Annotated in this window: 15 protein-coding genes and 1 other annotated feature (1 of these 16 cut by a window edge); of the genes, 1 reads left to right on the top strand and 14 read right to left on the bottom strand. The window is 41.3% G+C overall.

Annotated features, from left to right (window positions below):
• Positions 1-66, bottom strand: a sequence feature (ribosomal protein L10 leader region) (it extends 57 nt beyond the left edge of the window).
• Between the two features lie 36 nt (positions 67-102).
• From G603_RS0116600 to rpmG, 6 genes are all read right to left on the bottom strand, one after another.
• Positions 103-1,455 (bottom strand): CapA family protein, encoded by a 1,353-nt coding sequence (locus G603_RS0116600; protein ID WP_051208037.1) that lies wholly within the window; start codon positions 1,453-1,455, stop codon positions 103-105.
• A 118-nt stretch (positions 1,456-1,573) separates the two neighbouring features.
• Complete coding sequence (gene rplA, locus G603_RS0116595) at positions 1,574-2,263, bottom strand: 50S ribosomal protein L1 (RefSeq protein WP_026525931.1); 690 nt, start codon at positions 2,261-2,263, stop codon at positions 1,574-1,576.
• Positions 2,264-2,277: 14 nt separating this feature from the next.
• Entirely contained in the window at positions 2,278-2,703 is a 426-nt protein-coding gene (gene rplK / locus G603_RS0116590) for a 50S ribosomal protein L11 (protein ID WP_026496468.1), read from the bottom strand.
• A gap of 148 nt (positions 2,704-2,851) precedes the next feature.
• Entirely contained in the window at positions 2,852-3,490 is a 639-nt protein-coding gene (gene nusG, locus G603_RS0116585) for a transcription termination/antitermination protein NusG (protein WP_026525932.1), read from the bottom strand.
• A 14-nt stretch (positions 3,491-3,504) separates the two neighbouring features.
• Positions 3,505-3,711 (bottom strand): preprotein translocase subunit SecE, encoded by a 207-nt coding sequence (secE, locus tag G603_RS0116580; protein ID WP_026525933.1) that lies wholly within the window; start codon positions 3,709-3,711, stop codon positions 3,505-3,507.
• An 82-nt stretch (positions 3,712-3,793) separates the two neighbouring features.
• Entirely contained in the window at positions 3,794-3,943 is a 150-nt protein-coding gene (gene rpmG, locus G603_RS0116575) for a 50S ribosomal protein L33 (RefSeq protein ID WP_026496471.1), read from the bottom strand.
• Between the two features lie 294 nt (positions 3,944-4,237).
• Between rpmG and fliD the strand changes: the two genes are divergently transcribed.
• Positions 4,238-5,530: a flagellar filament capping protein FliD gene (gene fliD / locus G603_RS0116570; RefSeq protein WP_026670928.1), complete on the top strand. Its 1,293-nt coding sequence runs from the start codon at positions 4,238-4,240 to the stop codon at positions 5,528-5,530.
• 231 nt (positions 5,531-5,761) lie between these two features.
• On the opposite strand, the gene G603_RS0116565 is transcribed toward fliD, so the two are convergent.
• The 8 genes from G603_RS0116565 to G603_RS0116530 form a co-directional block, all read right to left on the bottom strand.
• On the bottom strand, positions 5,762-7,033 hold the full coding sequence (locus G603_RS0116565; RefSeq protein ID WP_026670927.1) for a UDP-galactopyranose/dTDP-fucopyranose mutase family protein: 1,272 nt from the start codon (positions 7,031-7,033) through the stop codon (positions 5,762-5,764).
• 159 nt (positions 7,034-7,192) lie between these two features.
• A complete protein-coding gene (locus tag G603_RS0116560) occupies positions 7,193-7,525 on the bottom strand; it encodes a hypothetical protein (RefSeq protein ID WP_026496474.1) in 333 nt (110 codons plus the stop codon).
• 408 nt (positions 7,526-7,933) lie between these two features.
• The gene (locus tag G603_RS0116555; RefSeq protein WP_026670926.1) at positions 7,934-9,595 is read right to left on the bottom strand and encodes a glycosyltransferase family 2 protein; all 1,662 of its coding nucleotides are present in this window, start codon (positions 9,593-9,595) and stop codon (positions 7,934-7,936) included.
• Between the two features lie 52 nt (positions 9,596-9,647).
• On the bottom strand, positions 9,648-10,457 hold the full coding sequence (locus G603_RS0116550; RefSeq protein ID WP_026670925.1) for a hypothetical protein: 810 nt from the start codon (positions 10,455-10,457) through the stop codon (positions 9,648-9,650).
• A complete protein-coding gene (locus G603_RS0116545; RefSeq protein WP_026525937.1) occupies positions 10,454-11,002 on the bottom strand; it encodes a helix-turn-helix domain-containing protein in 549 nt (182 codons plus the stop codon). The genes G603_RS0116550 and G603_RS0116545 overlap by 4 nt, the downstream gene beginning before the upstream one ends.
• 96 nt (positions 11,003-11,098) lie before the next feature.
• Positions 11,099-12,796, bottom strand: coding sequence for a hypothetical protein (locus G603_RS0116540; RefSeq protein WP_026670924.1), 1,698 nt, complete (start codon positions 12,794-12,796; stop codon positions 11,099-11,101).
• Between the two features lie 117 nt (positions 12,797-12,913).
• Positions 12,914-14,392: a LicD family protein gene (locus G603_RS21760; RefSeq protein WP_051208034.1), complete on the bottom strand. Its 1,479-nt coding sequence runs from the start codon at positions 14,390-14,392 to the stop codon at positions 12,914-12,916.
• A gap of 33 nt (positions 14,393-14,425) precedes the next feature.
• Positions 14,426-15,394: an FkbM family methyltransferase gene (locus G603_RS0116530; protein ID WP_026670923.1), complete on the bottom strand. Its 969-nt coding sequence runs from the start codon at positions 15,392-15,394 to the stop codon at positions 14,426-14,428.
• Positions 15,395-15,427 lie beyond the last annotated feature (33 nt).

Raw genomic sequence — 15,427 nt, 5'->3', positions numbered from 1 at the left:
CTCGGTAGGCGCATCGCTTACGTCCCATAGGACACCTACTGTCTTCGGCTGGTCATGACGACCTTGAATACAGTATCATAACAAGCCATAAAATGTCAAGCATTATTTACTAATTATTCCATTTTCATCAATAGAAACACCTGCGGATATAGCTCTCATGTGGCTAAGAACCCTGTCTCTGTCTGCTCCCGTGGCTTCATTTACATTACAACCACTCTGCACTGCAGGTATAAATTGAAGGTCACATGCTCCATCCTTATGTACCTTAACACTTAAGAGTCCTGTATCCAGTGTCTTTGAATTGAACAGGTAATTACCAAGGCTGTAAACAACTGGTACTCCGTTAAGATACTCTATCTTCTGTAATATATGCGGATGTCCACCAACAATCAGGTCTGCACCGGCTTCAACAATTTCTACGCTCTGCTTTTGCTGCCACCAGTCGATTTCTTCCTGATTCTCAGTGCCCCAGTGGATGCAAACTATTACAAAGGCTCCCGTTTCCTTAGCTTCTCTAATGCGAGAGCAAAGTCTTGTGATATCCAGGCATCTGAAAACGCCGGGTGATGTATCCGTTGCGCCTCTTGTGTCAGGGTTATCAAGTCTTTCTATCTCCGTAGCTGCTATTATAGCAACTCTTACTCCGCTTTGTGAAGTATAGTAAACAGGTCTTGATGCTTCCTCAATATTAACTCCGGCACCAACTCTGGCTATGCCCGCATTATCAATGGTTGTAAGGGTGTCCAAAAGAGCACTTTCGCCGTAGTCAAAAACATGGTTATTGGCTATGGTGCAGAGATCCACACCCATATCGCCAAGAAGACTTACTGATGAAGGATCAGCTCTGAATGTAAAGGTTTTTCCTTCCTTCGGAGCTCCACCATTAGAATATGGGAACTCATTATTCACAACCATTATATCCGCAGCTCTCATATAAGAAAGAAGGCTGTCGCCGATAACTCCGGAAATCGCTCCGCCGTTCTGTCTTATTCTGTTCATAATCGCATATCCCGGATCAAAAAGGATGTCCCCTGCAAATCCAAATGAAATATAATCCCCATCAGCAGAGGTGATATTGTATTCAAGATTTCCCTCCGGAAGGCTAGCAACTTCAACAGCTTCCGGCTCTTCCTCCTGATTTTCTACATCCGCCTCGCCTGCTTCATTCGCCCCCACAGAGTCGTCACGGACTATAACATTGTCCGTACCTGTCTGTGATTCATCAGTATCAGAGGTCACTATCTTCTCAGCGTATGGAACCCTTGTAACAGAAGGCTCAGTATCAGCAATATCCTGCGCAGGCTCTTTAATATTCCTAGAATGCAAAACTGCAAGAACCCCTGCACCGATCGTAACAGTCACCAAAAAAGCGCACACAAAAGCAATGACCGCCGAATTCACGCCGCCTTTGCTATCATTTATTTTTTCTTTTACATAATCATAAATGTATTTCATACACTAAGAATACCATATTATGTAGAAAACATAAACATCACTTCTATATATAGTATATCAGCATAAAAAAGAAGCAGAAACCTAAGTTTCTGCTTCTTAAATAATTCACAGTTATGAATTAATATCTGTTTGCTACAACCTTGACACCAGGTCCCATTGTTGTTGCAAGAGTGATGCTCTTAAGGTACTGGCCCTTAACTGTTGAAGGCTTAGCCTTAACGATAGCATCCATAAGAGCTGTGAAGTTCTGCTCAAGCTGCTCTTCTGAGAAAGATGCCTTTCCTACAGGGCAATGGATGATGTTTGCCTTGTCAAGACGGTACTCAATCTTACCAGCCTTGATATCAGCGATAGCCTTTGTAACATCCATTGTTACTGTACCAGCCTTCGGGTTAGGCATAAGACCCTTAGGTCCGAGAACCTTACCAAGACGTCCTACAACACCCATCATGTCAGGTGTAGCAACTACAACGTCAAAGTCAAGCCAACCTTCATTCTGAATCTTAGGAATAAGCTCCTCGCCGCCAACATAGTCAGCGCCTGCAGCCTGTGCCTCATCAAGCTTTGTTCCCTTAGCGAAAACAAGAACCTTAACTGTCTTACCTGTTCCGTGCGGAAGAACAACCGCACCACGGATCTGCTGATCCGCATGACGACCGTCGCAGCTTGTACGAATGTGTACTTCAACAGTCTCATCAAATTTTGCAGTAGCAGACTTCTTTACTAAAGAGATTGCTTCTGCGGTCTCATACTGCTGTGCTCTGTCAACAAGCTTAGCAGCCTCTACATACTTCTTTCCGTGTTTCATCTCTTAGCCCTCCGTCAGTCTTCTACCACGATACCCATGCTGCGTGCAGTACCAGCGATCATGCTCATAGCACCTTCGATGTCAACTGCATTCAAATCAGGCATCTTTGTCTCAGCGATTTCTCTGATCTTATCCTTAGAAATTGTTGCAACCTTGTTCTTGTTCGGAACACCAGAAGCCTTCTGAAGATTGCAAGCCTTCTTAAGAAGAACTGCTGCAGGCGGAGTCTTTGTGATGAATGTGAAACTTCTGTCTGCATAAACTGTGATTACTACGGGGATGATAAGATCACCCTTGTCAGCTGTCTTAGCGTTGAACTGCTTTGTAAATTCAACGATGTTAACACCGTGCTGACCAAGAGCCGGACCAACCGGCGGTGCTGGTGTTGCTTTACCAGCCTGGATCTGTAACTTAATGTATCCTTCGACTTTCTTTGCCATTGTGGCACCTCCTAGAAATAATGTGGTCAGGCGCATTCATTGCAAAATTGCTCAAATGCTCCCACTCCAGTTCCCATGAATTGAAACATCTTAATTCCAACTCATACTACATATATAAAGTGCATTAGCACATTATACCAATATTGCATCAAACCTTTCTGATCTCAGAAAAGCTGATCTCAACAGGTGTTTCTCTCTCAAACAGATTAACATTGATAGTAGCACTCTGCTTGCCGAAATCCATACGCTGAACGATACCAACAGTACCATTCCATACACCTGCAACAACCTCGATCTCGTCACCAACACCAAAGTCGATAGACATATTCTCGGTTTTGATTCCAAGCGGTTTAATCTCCGCATCTGATAACGGAACGGGTTTGCTTCCCGGTCCTACGAATCCGGTAACACCTCTGGTATTACGAACAACATACCATGTCTCATCGTTCATATCCATGTTCACAAGAACATATCCGGGGAACATCTTACGTGAAACATTCTTACGTGTGCCGTTCTTCATCTCTACGACATCCTGAACAGGCACGCGAACTTCAAATATCTGATTCTGAAGGTGTCTGTTCTCGATAGTCTTCTCGAGATTAGCCTTAACCTTCATCTCATAACCTGAATAAGTGTGTACAACATACCAATGTGCATTTGAATTTACAACCTGCTCTCCGGAAGCTTCAGTGCTATCAGCTACCTCAGCCGGAGTAGCGGCATTCTCAGCATCTGCTGCAGCAGCAGTCAGATCGAGTTCATTCTCATTCTGCATCTCTTCAGCCATAATACTCCTTTTTATCAAATACTGGTAATAAGGTTAACAAGATATCCAAAACCATAGTCAAAAACAGCAATCAAAGCGCCTACGATCAGTGAAATAACAACAACTGATGTAGTCTGCTTGATAATATCATCTCTGCTGGGCCACATGATTTTATTAAACTCAGCTTTTACCCCATTTATAAAAGAAGATAATCCGCTTTTCTGTGCTTTATTCTCGCTCATAACAATAAACTCCCTTCACCCATAGGATGAATACAACTTTGTTTATAATGCTTCAACAAATAAAGTGCAATAACAAATAGCATTACTTTGTTTCTTTATGAGTTGTGTGCTTCTTGCAGAAAGGACAGTACTTCTTGATCTCCATTCTGTCAGGATGTGTCTTCTTATCCTTTGTTGTATCATAGTTACGGTTTTTGCACTCAGTGCAGGCAAGTGTGATTCTTGTACGCATTTGTTCATTCCTCCGTGCGTTTTCTATACTTTAAATACAGTCTTATTTTTTGGCATAAAAAAAAGACCTAAATTTCTGTCGCCTACATAATATAGCATGGTAAATGCAAATCGTCAATCAAAATTTTTCCCAGAGGCATCTTTTTATGTTTTTTTCATACTTTTTTAATTGACTCGCTTGCTTAGCGAATGCTAATGTAATAGTAAGAAAACATGTCTTTGTATGCCCACATGCAGGTTGCCAATGGATTGGCAGAAGTTATCGCATGACATCAAGGAAGAAAGGAGGGGCATCATGGCAGGCATTGGTATTAATGAAGCATATAATAATTTCGCAAGCACATACGTTGCTAAAGAGAACGCGAATGTAGACAAGCACAAAAAGAGCGATCTTCAGAATGTCTACAAGTCTATCGCCAGGATCAATAAAGAATCCCCTCTTCATGTTTTAAAACAGGACGATAATGCTCAGGCTGAGGCCGTGGGTATTAAAGAGCATGCCCGGGCTCTTCGAAGTCAGCTTCAGGATATAGGAAGCGAAGAAGAATCCGCTCTGAGCAAGCGATCTGCCGTATCTTCCGACAGCGATAAGGTGTCCGTTGAATATGTCGGCAGCGGTCAGGAGAATTCCACAGAATTCACCATCGCAGTTGATCAGCTGGCCACCAATCAGATAAATGCAGGTCATTTCCTACCTGACGAAGAGGTTGCTCTTCCAAAAGGAAATTACGCATTCAATGCTAATGTAAACGGACACGAGTATGAATTCCAGTATAGCATACATGAAGGCGATACAAACAAAGATATTCAATCCAAGCTGACAAGACTTATAAACAAGGCAGGCATAGGACTTGTGGCAGGTCTTCAGGAGAATTCACAAAATCAATCTACTATTATAATAGGTTCAAATGATACAGGATTGAAAACAGGATATACGCTCAGGTTCGAAATAAGCGAATCGTCCTCCAGTGAAAAGGGTCTGAATGTCGCATACTTTGGATTAAACCTGGTTGCACAGGAGCCTGTGAACGCTCACTTCTATTTAAATGGTAATGAGCATTACTCCTCTTCCAACAGATTCACGGTAGGAAACCAGTTCGATATCACATTAAAACAGGCAACAGAGCCCGGTGTTCCGGTTTCTATCGGTGTTAAAAACGAAAATGATGCCCTAATCGAGAACGTAAGAGGTCTCGTTAATGGATACAACGGATTCATCGACAGCGTAAGCGGTGTTCAAAACTCAGATTTTAAGAGTTCAAAGCTTGTTGGCGAGACGGTATCCATAGCCCAGCACCATCTGCAAAATACAGAGCCTTATGGTATAACCATAAATGCCGAGGGCCGCATCGATTATGACGCACAAAAGCTCAGGGATGCAGCTAACGCAGGAAAAACAAAAGAGGCCATAGAACCTCTTAAGGAATTCACCAAGGCACTGGTAGCAAAAACCGAGGAAATATCCATCGATCCCATGAAATATGTGGAGAGGCCGGTATTTAATTACAAGGATCCGCACGGCAGTGACAATCCTTCACCTTACATCACCAGCGAATACAGTGGCATGATGTTCAACAACTACTGTTGAAGCTTTTCATAATTAGAAATATAAAATCCATTCTGCTCTCATTTCGCTTTGCGAATAATCGATCAGAATGGATTTTTTATTTTATTATGAATTCAACATGCAATCACTGCTCTCGTTGCGCATTACGCATAATCGATCAGAATGGATTATTTTTATTTTATTATGAATTCAACATGCAATCACTGCTCTCGTTGCGCTTGGCGCATAATCGATCAGAATGGATTTTTTGTTTTATCTTACGCTGTCCACCATTTCAAGAGCTGCCGCTATGACCTGATCCATGTTGTAATACTTGTACTGGCCAAGACGTCCTCCGAAAAGAACATCGCCGTAACCATCGGCAAGCTTCTTATACTCCTCAAACAGGGAGTTGTTTTTTTCATCATTCATAGGATAGTAGGGCTCATCACCCATCTTCCAGTCTGCAGGATATTCCTTAGTGATAATTGTGCCTTTTCCTGAACCAAATTCAAAGTGCTTGTGCTCAATGATTCTGGTATAAGGAATATCGCGCTCCGTGTAGTTCACAACAGCGTTACCCTGATAATTATCGACTTCGGGCATATCCTCTGTCTCAAAACGAAGTGACCTGTATTCCAGATTGCCAAGCTTATAATTAAAGAACTCATCTATCATTCCGGTGAAAAGTACCTTATCAAAGCTGTCTCCTGATACTGATTCAAAGGGCTTTGCAGGTACTCCGTCTTCCATCTTTATGAAATCAGCAAAATTGCACTCTGTTTTCACGGTAATGCTTCCTGAAATTCCCTGCTCTTTTTCATTATCATTAGCATCAATTAAAAGAAGCTTCTTAATTATAGCTGTGTAACCGCCTATAGGAATTCCCTGATATCTGTCATTGAAATAATTGTTATCATAGACAAAACGGAACGGAAGTCTTCTTATAATAAATGCAGGAAGCTCTTTGCAATCACGTCCCCACTGCTTCTCAGTGTAGCCCTTCACCAGTTTTTCAAAAACATCTCGTCCGGCAAGAGAAAGTCCCTGCTCCTCAAGATTAGCTGCTTCAAAGCCATCGCGAATGTCCTGTCCGCTGGCCTTTGCCACCTCGAGGAATTCTGCTGCCTCCTCGTCTCCCTTTTCAGCGCGTTCTTTGAGGATTCGCTTAACCTCAGCTTTTGCCTGCTTATCAATGATATCGCGGGCCTCCTCAGGTGTACGGATATTCCACATCTTGCTGAATGTGTTCATATTAAAAGGAAGATTGTAGAGTTCATCATGATAAACCGCAACGGGTGAATTGATGTACTGGTTAAACTCCGTAAAGCGGTTTATGTACTCCCATACCTTTTTATCGGATGTGTGAAAAATGTGAGCTCCGTAAATATGGACATTTATTCCCATCCTGTTCTCTGTATAGATATTTCCGCCGATATGATTTCTTCTGTCGATCACAAGAACATTTTTGCCCTGGCGCGCCATCTCATGTGCGAAAACACTGCCAAAAAGTCCTGCTCCTACTACCAAATAATCGTATTTCATATTTCCCTCCGAAAAATTACATATGGTTATTGTAACAACGCAGAAGTAAAGATGCAAATTATACAAAAACACCCATATCTTCAATATAGAAAGGTATCACACCCGCAAAATAAAATAGACCCACGGGATAATCCCGTGAGCCTGTCTAACTTTACTTAATTATGCCTGATACTTATCAAGAGCTGTAAGATCCCCCATATAATCAAGGACCTTCTTACGTCCAACCTTGTTAAGCTTAACATACTGCTGCATAACTCTGTTCTCTACAATCTTATTGCCAAGATCTGTGCCCTTTTCAAGAGTACTGAAGTCAACCGGGTTAAGATTGAGCTTATCGCACATACGAATAACTGTACCATAGGCCATTCCTTCTATTCCTCTATCCAGTGCTGTTACAAGGGTACTATATGGAATCGACATGTCAATCGCAAACTGCCTTACGCTCTTGTACTGTGCCAATATTTCTCTTTTAAGAATTTCAGCCTTTGTCATCTGCATTACCTCCTTTATTCTGTTTTTCAATTCGCTGCAAATGTTTTTTCGTCTCTTTGTAGCAGTTACAAATATATCATATGTACGTTTTTTCGTCACTTATTTTTTTCTTAAATTTTATAATAAAATTAAATAAATTTATCTTCGGTTTTTGGGCAAATTAACGAAAAAGGCACAGATAACGTATTTATCTGTGCCTTGCAAAATATCATTTTCTTTTTTACGTATTAGTTTTTCCTTAAATACGACAACATACTGAAAATTATTTTTACAAATGTTCGTAAATTTCAAAAACTTTATCGAAATTACAAACAAATTTTTCAAATTGTACAAAAATTATTTTTTGCTTTTTCGTGTGATATTTTTGTATCGTTTCCGCCGTGTGTCTATGCGCAATTCCGGTAAACGTTATATTATCTTACCGTTTCCATTTAAGTATGCAGACAATTTTTTCAATAGTCTTTCAGGATCGGAAGCGCCTGCAACAACATCGCCCGCAAGGATATAATCAAAGCTCTTCGCAGGCCATGGGAAAGTGACAAGTTCCGGATCCCCGGATATCATATCGTCGGCCATGTACTTGGAAAGCCCTGCAAAGACATCCGCATTTGTTATACCTGCAGTGAAACTTCCGGGAATGAGATATTTTATGAAAGACAAGGTTGTTCCCATTCCGGCACTAAGGTCAAGAATTCTGATCACGCGGTTGTAGAGTTTTAGGTCAGATGCCCTTTCGGCGGTACTATCAGCATCAAGGGAATCTGCTGCTTGGTTAACGTCCGCACCGGAATTTGAGATACCTGCAACAGACGCCTCACCATCTGCAGAAATAGCACTCATAAGGGCAGATATTTTATCTTCCTCAGGAAGAGTGTAGTTCCAGATATCAAAGCCCCACTTCTCGCCAAACTTGTCACGGGATTTTTCCATTGCATCATTATGACCTGCAAAACCGCTTCCACCATGGTGATAAATGAACGCATTGTGGCAAAGCACCTGCCTCCAGCCTGCAAGGCACAGCCTTATTCCAAGATCATCATCCTCGAAATAGCCGGGAGTGAAACGCTCATCAAAAATGCCGGGAAAGTTTTGGGGTCCTGACTGAATTATTACATCAGATAATGCGTCCCGTTTAAGCAAAAGTGCAAAGCCTGTAAGTCTCGTCCTGACTTCATAAGGATTCCACATAGGAACGTTGTGATCTTTTGCATAGCTCTTGGACGCTTCAATTGCTGAATCAAGGCTTATGGTCCTCCACCAGCGGTGCTCTTTTTCAGGCTCCGGCGCCTCTGTCTGGCTATTTATCAGATTAGCGGACAGATCCGTGAGAGGCCTTGCATCGTTCATAGGCGCCATCTTTATATACGGTTCAAGGGATTCCTGCGATACCTCCTGGGACGGCGCACAGTTTGTAACCGCACCGGATGAACCATTTCTCTTATCTGCATAGAGTCCCATTTTCAGCCAGAAAAGAGCATTTGGCATAAGAACAGCATCATTATTCAGGAAAAATACATCGTTATCAGCTTTTGCATGGGATAGTCCGATGTTGCAGCCCGCGGGAAATCCCGCATTTTCAGAGTTCTCGACCAGTACAAAATCATCATGCTCTTTTGCCTGACTTCTAAGATACTCTTTTAATTCATCATCGGAGGATGCGTTGTCCACGACGATAATTTCATAACTTCCCTCTTTTACATATCTGCGGATAGCCCTGATGCATTCCCTAATAAGTTCAAAATCGTTGTAAGAAACAATCACTATGGAAGTGCCGCGAACCCTTGCTCTATCAGAGATGTCTGCCATAGCATCACGGATAACTTTTTCATCTTCAGGCTCATCGCAGTAATGAAGAGCATTTTCAAAACATAAAAATGCCTGATCTGCATTGCGATACCTGTAATACAGACCAAGCATAAAAAACAATTCATAATTATCATAGTGAGCGCGGAGTCCCTCAATAAGCACAGCATACTCGTCTATGCTGCTGCCCGCCTGCTCGAATTCCCCTGCTCGCAGGATAAAAGATTCCGCAGATTCTCTATGTATTTTCTCTTCATGTGCTTTCATATTGTCCCCCCAAAAACAGTTTAGATAATCAGTTTGATTTCACAATGCAGTATCACGAAAATAAATAATGATACCTTCGCATCTGCTCAAATAAAACATCTCTTATTCTGTCTACAATCACACTTTCATAACCATAGGCATTTTCAAGGATTACATCTACATCTTTTTTGCCAAATCTCAACCCAAGATTATTCCCATATAACTTTTCCGATATTTCCAATTGCTCACCAAAATCCTGACAGAATGTTTTCGCCTGAACACTGTCCATAAGCTCATATGTATCAACGCCTATAGGATAATCCATCGTTGTATCTGCAAGGAGCCCGGCTCCATTGTCAAATATCGGACAATACCTATATTGTCCATCACTTCCAAGTATAACAGCAATATTGTGAGTATGACGATCTTCATTCAGAAAAAAAGCATCTATTGTCAGTAGCTTGTTCATATATGTTCCAAAATCCTCTAATCCGGTTATGTCCCGAGTCTTTGAAACAAGGAGTTTAAGCCTTTCCTCATGGTCTGATGTACTGTATATCATCTTATTCAGCCCAATCCCATAAGTAGTTTGAAAGAGCCTCTCTAATGTTATCAGCTGATCTCCATCTTTCTTAAACTCCTTACTGGATACCCCCATATATATCTGTGCTTTATATTTTATCTCTTCCTGCTCATATACCACATATTCCTGATCTTCCAACGTACTTTTTCGCAAAAGATGCGAAATCACATACTCTGACAATCCTTCATATCCGGTATAATCAGCTTTATACCATATGCCTTCTCTCTCCCACTTCAGCTGATTTCCTTTTGAAGATTTCCTATTAATATCTCTTTTTTCTTTATCAAATAGCTCTATCATCTATCTATCCTTATCCAGAAATCATCCTCTGCCATGCGGCCATCTGTCTTCTCAATGATCATAAGCGGGTCATAAAAAGGAATATCCAGCTCTCTTAGCATAAGCTTCATTTTATCTCGTTCCTCCGGAAAACATCTGGACCTCAAGAACTCCTCATAATCCGCAAAAGTAGGATTATCATTTCGGCCAAAAGCTCTAAAAACAAGATTATCTGTATAGTTCTTAATTCGAACGCGCTGATTGATGGTGTCCACATCAATAATCGTGCACACTGTATTCATATAGTAATACCAAAGTCTCATAGGAAACTTCTTCTCAGGAAGCGATAGTTCATCGGCAATGTCAGGATGCCTTAGAACAATCTGTGCCAAAAGCGTTATGGGACCTGTTATCTCCTTATCAGACATCTCCCAGCGCTCAACAGTAGGCTTTGATACATTGCAAAAAAAGGCAAACTCTTTCTGAGTCATCTTAAGTTTTGCCCTAAGTGCCTTGATATCATCTGACTTTATAAAATTTGGTGTAATAAAAGTATTATCCTTCATGCAATAATTAAACCATCAAAATAATGGTTTGTAAATAGATTTTTACCATTATTTTGATGGTTTTATATTTTTTTGGGTTACTTCCAAATTTACCGGTCAGCCTTCAAATCCTGCATCATCGGAATCTTCAGATGGTACATCTTCGTAATATGTATCGGGATTATAAGAATCCTCATAGCTGCTATCAAGTGTAGATGCATCGTCCCCGGAATCGTCAGAATCATAAGACTCATCACCTGCATCCTCTCCATAAAATGCATCTGAATTAACTATATCACTGTCACTACCTGACGCCTCGATATTAGTATCAGTTGTATTACTGTCTTCTGAGCTCTCACCTTCTGACGAAGCGGCATTTCCTTCATCACTGTATCCGTCGTCGCCGGAAACTTCGCCGGCTGACGAATCACCGCCGCTATCACTGCTATCGCCTGCACCTGAATTCTCATCACCAGAGCCGCCACCTGACTCATCACCCGAAGCATCATAATAGGTATCGTCGTCATCATCAGATTCCTGCTCACGCTTATTGGAAATATAATTTTCAATCTTATTTTTCCTGATCCTCAAATACTCTTCTTTGAAAAGTCTGTCATACTCTTCTTCAAAAAGCTCATCCTTCTTCTCATCTCTTAGTTCCGAAAGCTTCTCATCAACCAGCTCTTCAAGGGCTGCTGCCTTAAGCTCTGCAAGCTTTTCATCTCTAAGGGAATCAATCTTGGCATCACGAAGAGACTTGCGCTCTGCTTCCTCCTGAGCTTTTTTTGCATTTACTGCATCCCAATCGGTGAGGATGGATTCGGCATTCCACTTTATCTCGATCTTAGGACATCTCGTCACGTCTTCCCAGTCGGCATCAGCATTGCAACGTCCTACAAGACCAAATGAATAGGAATCGAAACCTATATTTTCAGGATCATCCGTCAGACTGTAATCGAACGCACCTTTTTCCTCATTCCATTTATAGGCATAGGCATTTTCAGGCGCAGCATCAAGCTCCACTTCAACTCTCGCTTTTAAATCGCTACCGATAGGAGTCTCATTGCCCTCAGAATCAACCACAGCTAAATACATACTGCACTCGTCACCGGATAAATCATCGGTATCAGAAACCGTCACCTGACTGACATATTTAAGTTCAGCCACCAGCTCAAATTTTACAGGCACATTGCCCATATTCATAACGGACAGCATCTCACTTTTTGATGAGAAATCGTAGTCTCCCTCTCTGTTTCTGAAAAGAAGGGTTGCGCCTTCCTCAACTTTTCCGCCGCCATAAAGCACAGCATCCGTTGCAAAAATAAGCTGCTGGGGATCAAGAATATAGTCAAAAGGAGAAACTTCCTCAACTGTAGGATACCTGATATTTGTAACATCAAGGGGATGCGGATCAATCTCGACCTTCGCAGTTTTTACTCCTTCGCCATTCGCCTCAGCTTCCTCTGCTTCCCGCCTGTCAAGCTCATCTTCGATGTCTTCATCTTTTATCTGCGTAAGAAGCTCCTCTTCATCTATCTGAGCTTCAAGCTGGTCCATGTCAATCGAATTAAGAAGTTCATCATCATTGATCTGAGAATATAGGTCATCTACATCAATCTCACTTCGAATCTCATCTTCATCGACCTCCGAAAGCGCCTCATCCTCTATATCCTCAAGCTCAGATGCGCTCAACTCATCGATACCATCTATATAATCGTCGCCTTCCTCATACGCACAAAAAGCCACCAGTGGATTACCCACCAGTAGCGTAGTTACGCTAAGCGCGATTATTGATCTAAAAAAATGTTTCTTCATAACGGCCACCTCCAACATCCATGTTCTGCCGATACTACATATATTATATCGGAGGAAACCGCTATAAAGTTTAATATTTATGTTATAAATCTATTAAAAGAGCATTAAAACCTGACATTATACATCCGCAGATTGTATCATCGCAGGGATACCCTTCTCAACGCACATGGATGTCACAGTGCTCTCATCTCCATAAAAAGCATCTGCAATAGCAACAGCCCTGTCTACATCTGCAGAATCATCATAAATACCTATATGATTTTCCTTAAACCATGTGACAATTTCATTATATTTAGCAGCCAGATCAGCATTCAACATTGCCACAATTTCTGCTACACCGGGTTCAGGGCGCCAGATCAGGGCAATCTTATCAGAATTTTCCCTGAAAAGTTCAAAATTCTCCCGCATCTTATCAAGCATTCTCTTTTCGCCAAGGAGCTTACCAGCTGTTGTACAATACAGCATCACCTTTTTATAAGAGCCATCTTCGCGCCTTATGATTCTGTTCCAGTCCTCCGGTATATCAGCTTTTTCCTTGCAGCTCAAAAGATAGGCAGAATATTCCTCCGTGCCAAAAAGAGGCTTCTTCCTATCATCTTCCGATTTTGTCTCTGAGCCATCATAGCTTCTGTTAACTCTCTTATCCCTGATGGCATCCTCTTCCTTCTCATCCCAGAGGTGTGCGCGCTCTTCTTCCGTCAAATCCAGGTATGATCTGTCCGGATCAAACCCAAAGTTGCCATGCCACATGCCGCGATGCTCTTTATCTATGAAGCCAAGACTACCCCTGTAATTTTTCCATAACATTGAAAAAAAATCGTTTGGCACGTTCACTTCAAAACCATGAAACAATCTCTTTTGAATCGGGAAAATTTCTTCGTTGGAGTAATTATTTTCCCAGGCATTAGCCGCAGGCTGTGTGATTATCTGCCAAGAATCGGGGCGTTCTCCCATACAGCTCTTTTCCAATGTTCTGAGTTCTTCGTGCATTTTTAATATGTCATCACATTCAAGCTCTTCTACACGTTTCTTATCCTCAGGGCTAAGATCAGGCGTATCCTTCCTCATAACCGTAGCCAGGTCACGGCATATCTTTCTTATCCTCTGAACCCTTGGATCATCTGCTTTCACATTGGAATCCCAAGGTTCGAGAACCGCAATATCTATGCATATTCCCATACGCCACTTTCCATTGCGGAACTTCCTGTCAATGAAGGTGGTATTAAGATTGCAAAGGCGACCGACAGTATACGCAAATCCCGGATCTGTCAGGTGATTTTGCAGATAGTATCTGTCATCAAATTCATCCTGCAAAGTCATGAGCTTCTCATAGTCATCCCTTGGCATAACAATATCGATATCATCATCCCAGGGAATATACCCCTGATGCCTGATGCAGCCAAGAAGTGTCCCCAGGAAAATAAACCAGCGAAGACCATGTTTATTGCACACCTCACTAAAACGCACAAGGAGATCCAGCTGAATAGCCCAGATTTTCTTCTGCCTTTCAGTAACAAGATAGTCACATATAACTTCTTCTTTGAAAAATTCAGGAGGCAAAAAGCCCTCTTTTATCAAACGTTCACATTCTGTCATATGGCTTCTCCAATACCATGACTGTTATAATAATCACTCGCTCACTAGCTGTAAAAGATCTTCTCTTAAATAAATATGATTCTCCATAGTTGTCATATAGTGAACATACCCATGCGTTTGCATCATTGCTCTAAAATCTCTATTCTCGCCCCATCCTTTATACTCCGCACATATTACTTTTATTTTGAACTTATGAAAATCTACTGAATTTATTACGTCATAATCCATCCCTTCAATATCGATATCCAAATAATCCAATTCTTCACATTTATTTTTCTCAAGGAGCTTATTGATGTTTATAGTATCAATATCTATTATTTTATCGAGTCGTTCATCAATTTTCTCGCCCTCTCTTAGAATATGATTAATTCCGGGATGTACTTTTCTCATCACATATTGCAATTTCCCATCTGCACCGGCAGTTACTCCAACATTTTCTATTACATCTCTGGATCTGTATGCCTTTGCTAAACCAGCCATACTGGGATTAGGCTCTACCAGCACTCCTGAAAAACCATTGTCATAAAAAAGAAATGTATTATTACTTGCAACCGGATGACATACGCCTATATCCATATATCTCGGATTACTGATTCCCATTTTGTTAAGCAGGTCAAGAACTATGACATCCTCGCCATCAGATGAATAAGTAAATCCCTTTGGATGAGTTCCACTACATATCAGGCGACTGACTATGGTGTCATACTGTTTTCCTTTTAAGTATTCCTCAAGCTGACCCATAACCACATCTTCAATATTTGAATAAATGATTATAAGCAGTCTCTGCTCATCTTTGATTTCGCTTACCTTATCAGTTCCAAAAATCTGATTACCGCATATAACTTTTCCGATGTCTCTATTTAGTCCGTTAATTATGTAATCTATCTTGTACATAGATGGGTTGTAAAACCTTTCATAATGAAAGTTACTATTGCCCCAGCCAATAATAAGATCATATCTGTCACGTATGTCTTCAATTTTTGTTGATGTAATATATCTCAATTTTATTTCCCCTCATAAACCTTTAAGCTCACA

The sequence above is a fragment of the Butyrivibrio sp. AE3006 genome (assembly GCF_000424165.1).
Taxonomy (GTDB): Bacteria; Bacillota; Clostridia; order Lachnospirales; family Lachnospiraceae; genus Butyrivibrio.
The sequence above is the reverse complement of the archived record's forward strand: the minus strand, read 5'-3'. Positions and strand labels throughout refer to the sequence as shown.

Excerpts from the sequence above, each read along its gene's own strand:
- nusG (WP_026525932.1), bottom strand. The coding sequence starts at position 3,490 with ATGGCTGAAGAGATGCAGAATGAGAATGAACTCGATCTGACTGCTGCT.
- rplK (WP_026496468.1), bottom strand. The coding sequence starts at position 2,703 with ATGGCAAAGAAAGTCGAAGGATACATTAAGTTACAGATCCAGGCTGGT.
- G603_RS0116565 (WP_026670927.1), bottom strand. The coding sequence starts at position 7,033 with ATGAAATACGATTATTTGGTAGTAGGAGCAGGACTTTTTGGCAGTGTT.
- G603_RS0116540 (WP_026670924.1), bottom strand. The coding sequence starts at position 12,796 with ATGAAGAAACATTTTTTTAGATCAATAATCGCGCTTAGCGTAACTACG.
- G603_RS0116555 (WP_026670926.1), bottom strand. The coding sequence starts at position 9,595 with ATGAAAGCACATGAAGAGAAAATACATAGAGAATCTGCGGAATCTTTT.
- G603_RS0116560 (WP_026496474.1), bottom strand. The coding sequence starts at position 7,525 with ATGACAAAGGCTGAAATTCTTAAAAGAGAAATATTGGCACAGTACAAG.
- G603_RS0116545 (WP_026525937.1), bottom strand. The coding sequence starts at position 11,002 with ATGAAGGATAATACTTTTATTACACCAAATTTTATAAAGTCAGATGAT.
- G603_RS21760 (WP_051208034.1), bottom strand. The coding sequence starts at position 14,392 with ATGACAGAATGTGAACGTTTGATAAAAGAGGGCTTTTTGCCTCCTGAA.
- rpmG (WP_026496471.1), bottom strand. The coding sequence starts at position 3,943 with ATGCGTACAAGAATCACACTTGCCTGCACTGAGTGCAAAAACCGTAAC.
- G603_RS0116600 (WP_051208037.1), bottom strand. The coding sequence starts at position 1,455 with ATGAAATACATTTATGATTATGTAAAAGAAAAAATAAATGATAGCAAA.
- secE (WP_026525933.1), bottom strand. The coding sequence starts at position 3,711 with ATGAGCGAGAATAAAGCACAGAAAAGCGGATTATCTTCTTTTATAAAT.
- G603_RS0116550 (WP_026670925.1), bottom strand. The coding sequence starts at position 10,457 with ATGATAGAGCTATTTGATAAAGAAAAAAGAGATATTAATAGGAAATCT.
- fliD (WP_026670928.1), top strand. The coding sequence starts at position 4,238 with ATGGCAGGCATTGGTATTAATGAAGCATATAATAATTTCGCAAGCACA.
- rplA (WP_026525931.1), bottom strand. The coding sequence starts at position 2,263 with ATGAAACACGGAAAGAAGTATGTAGAGGCTGCTAAGCTTGTTGACAGA.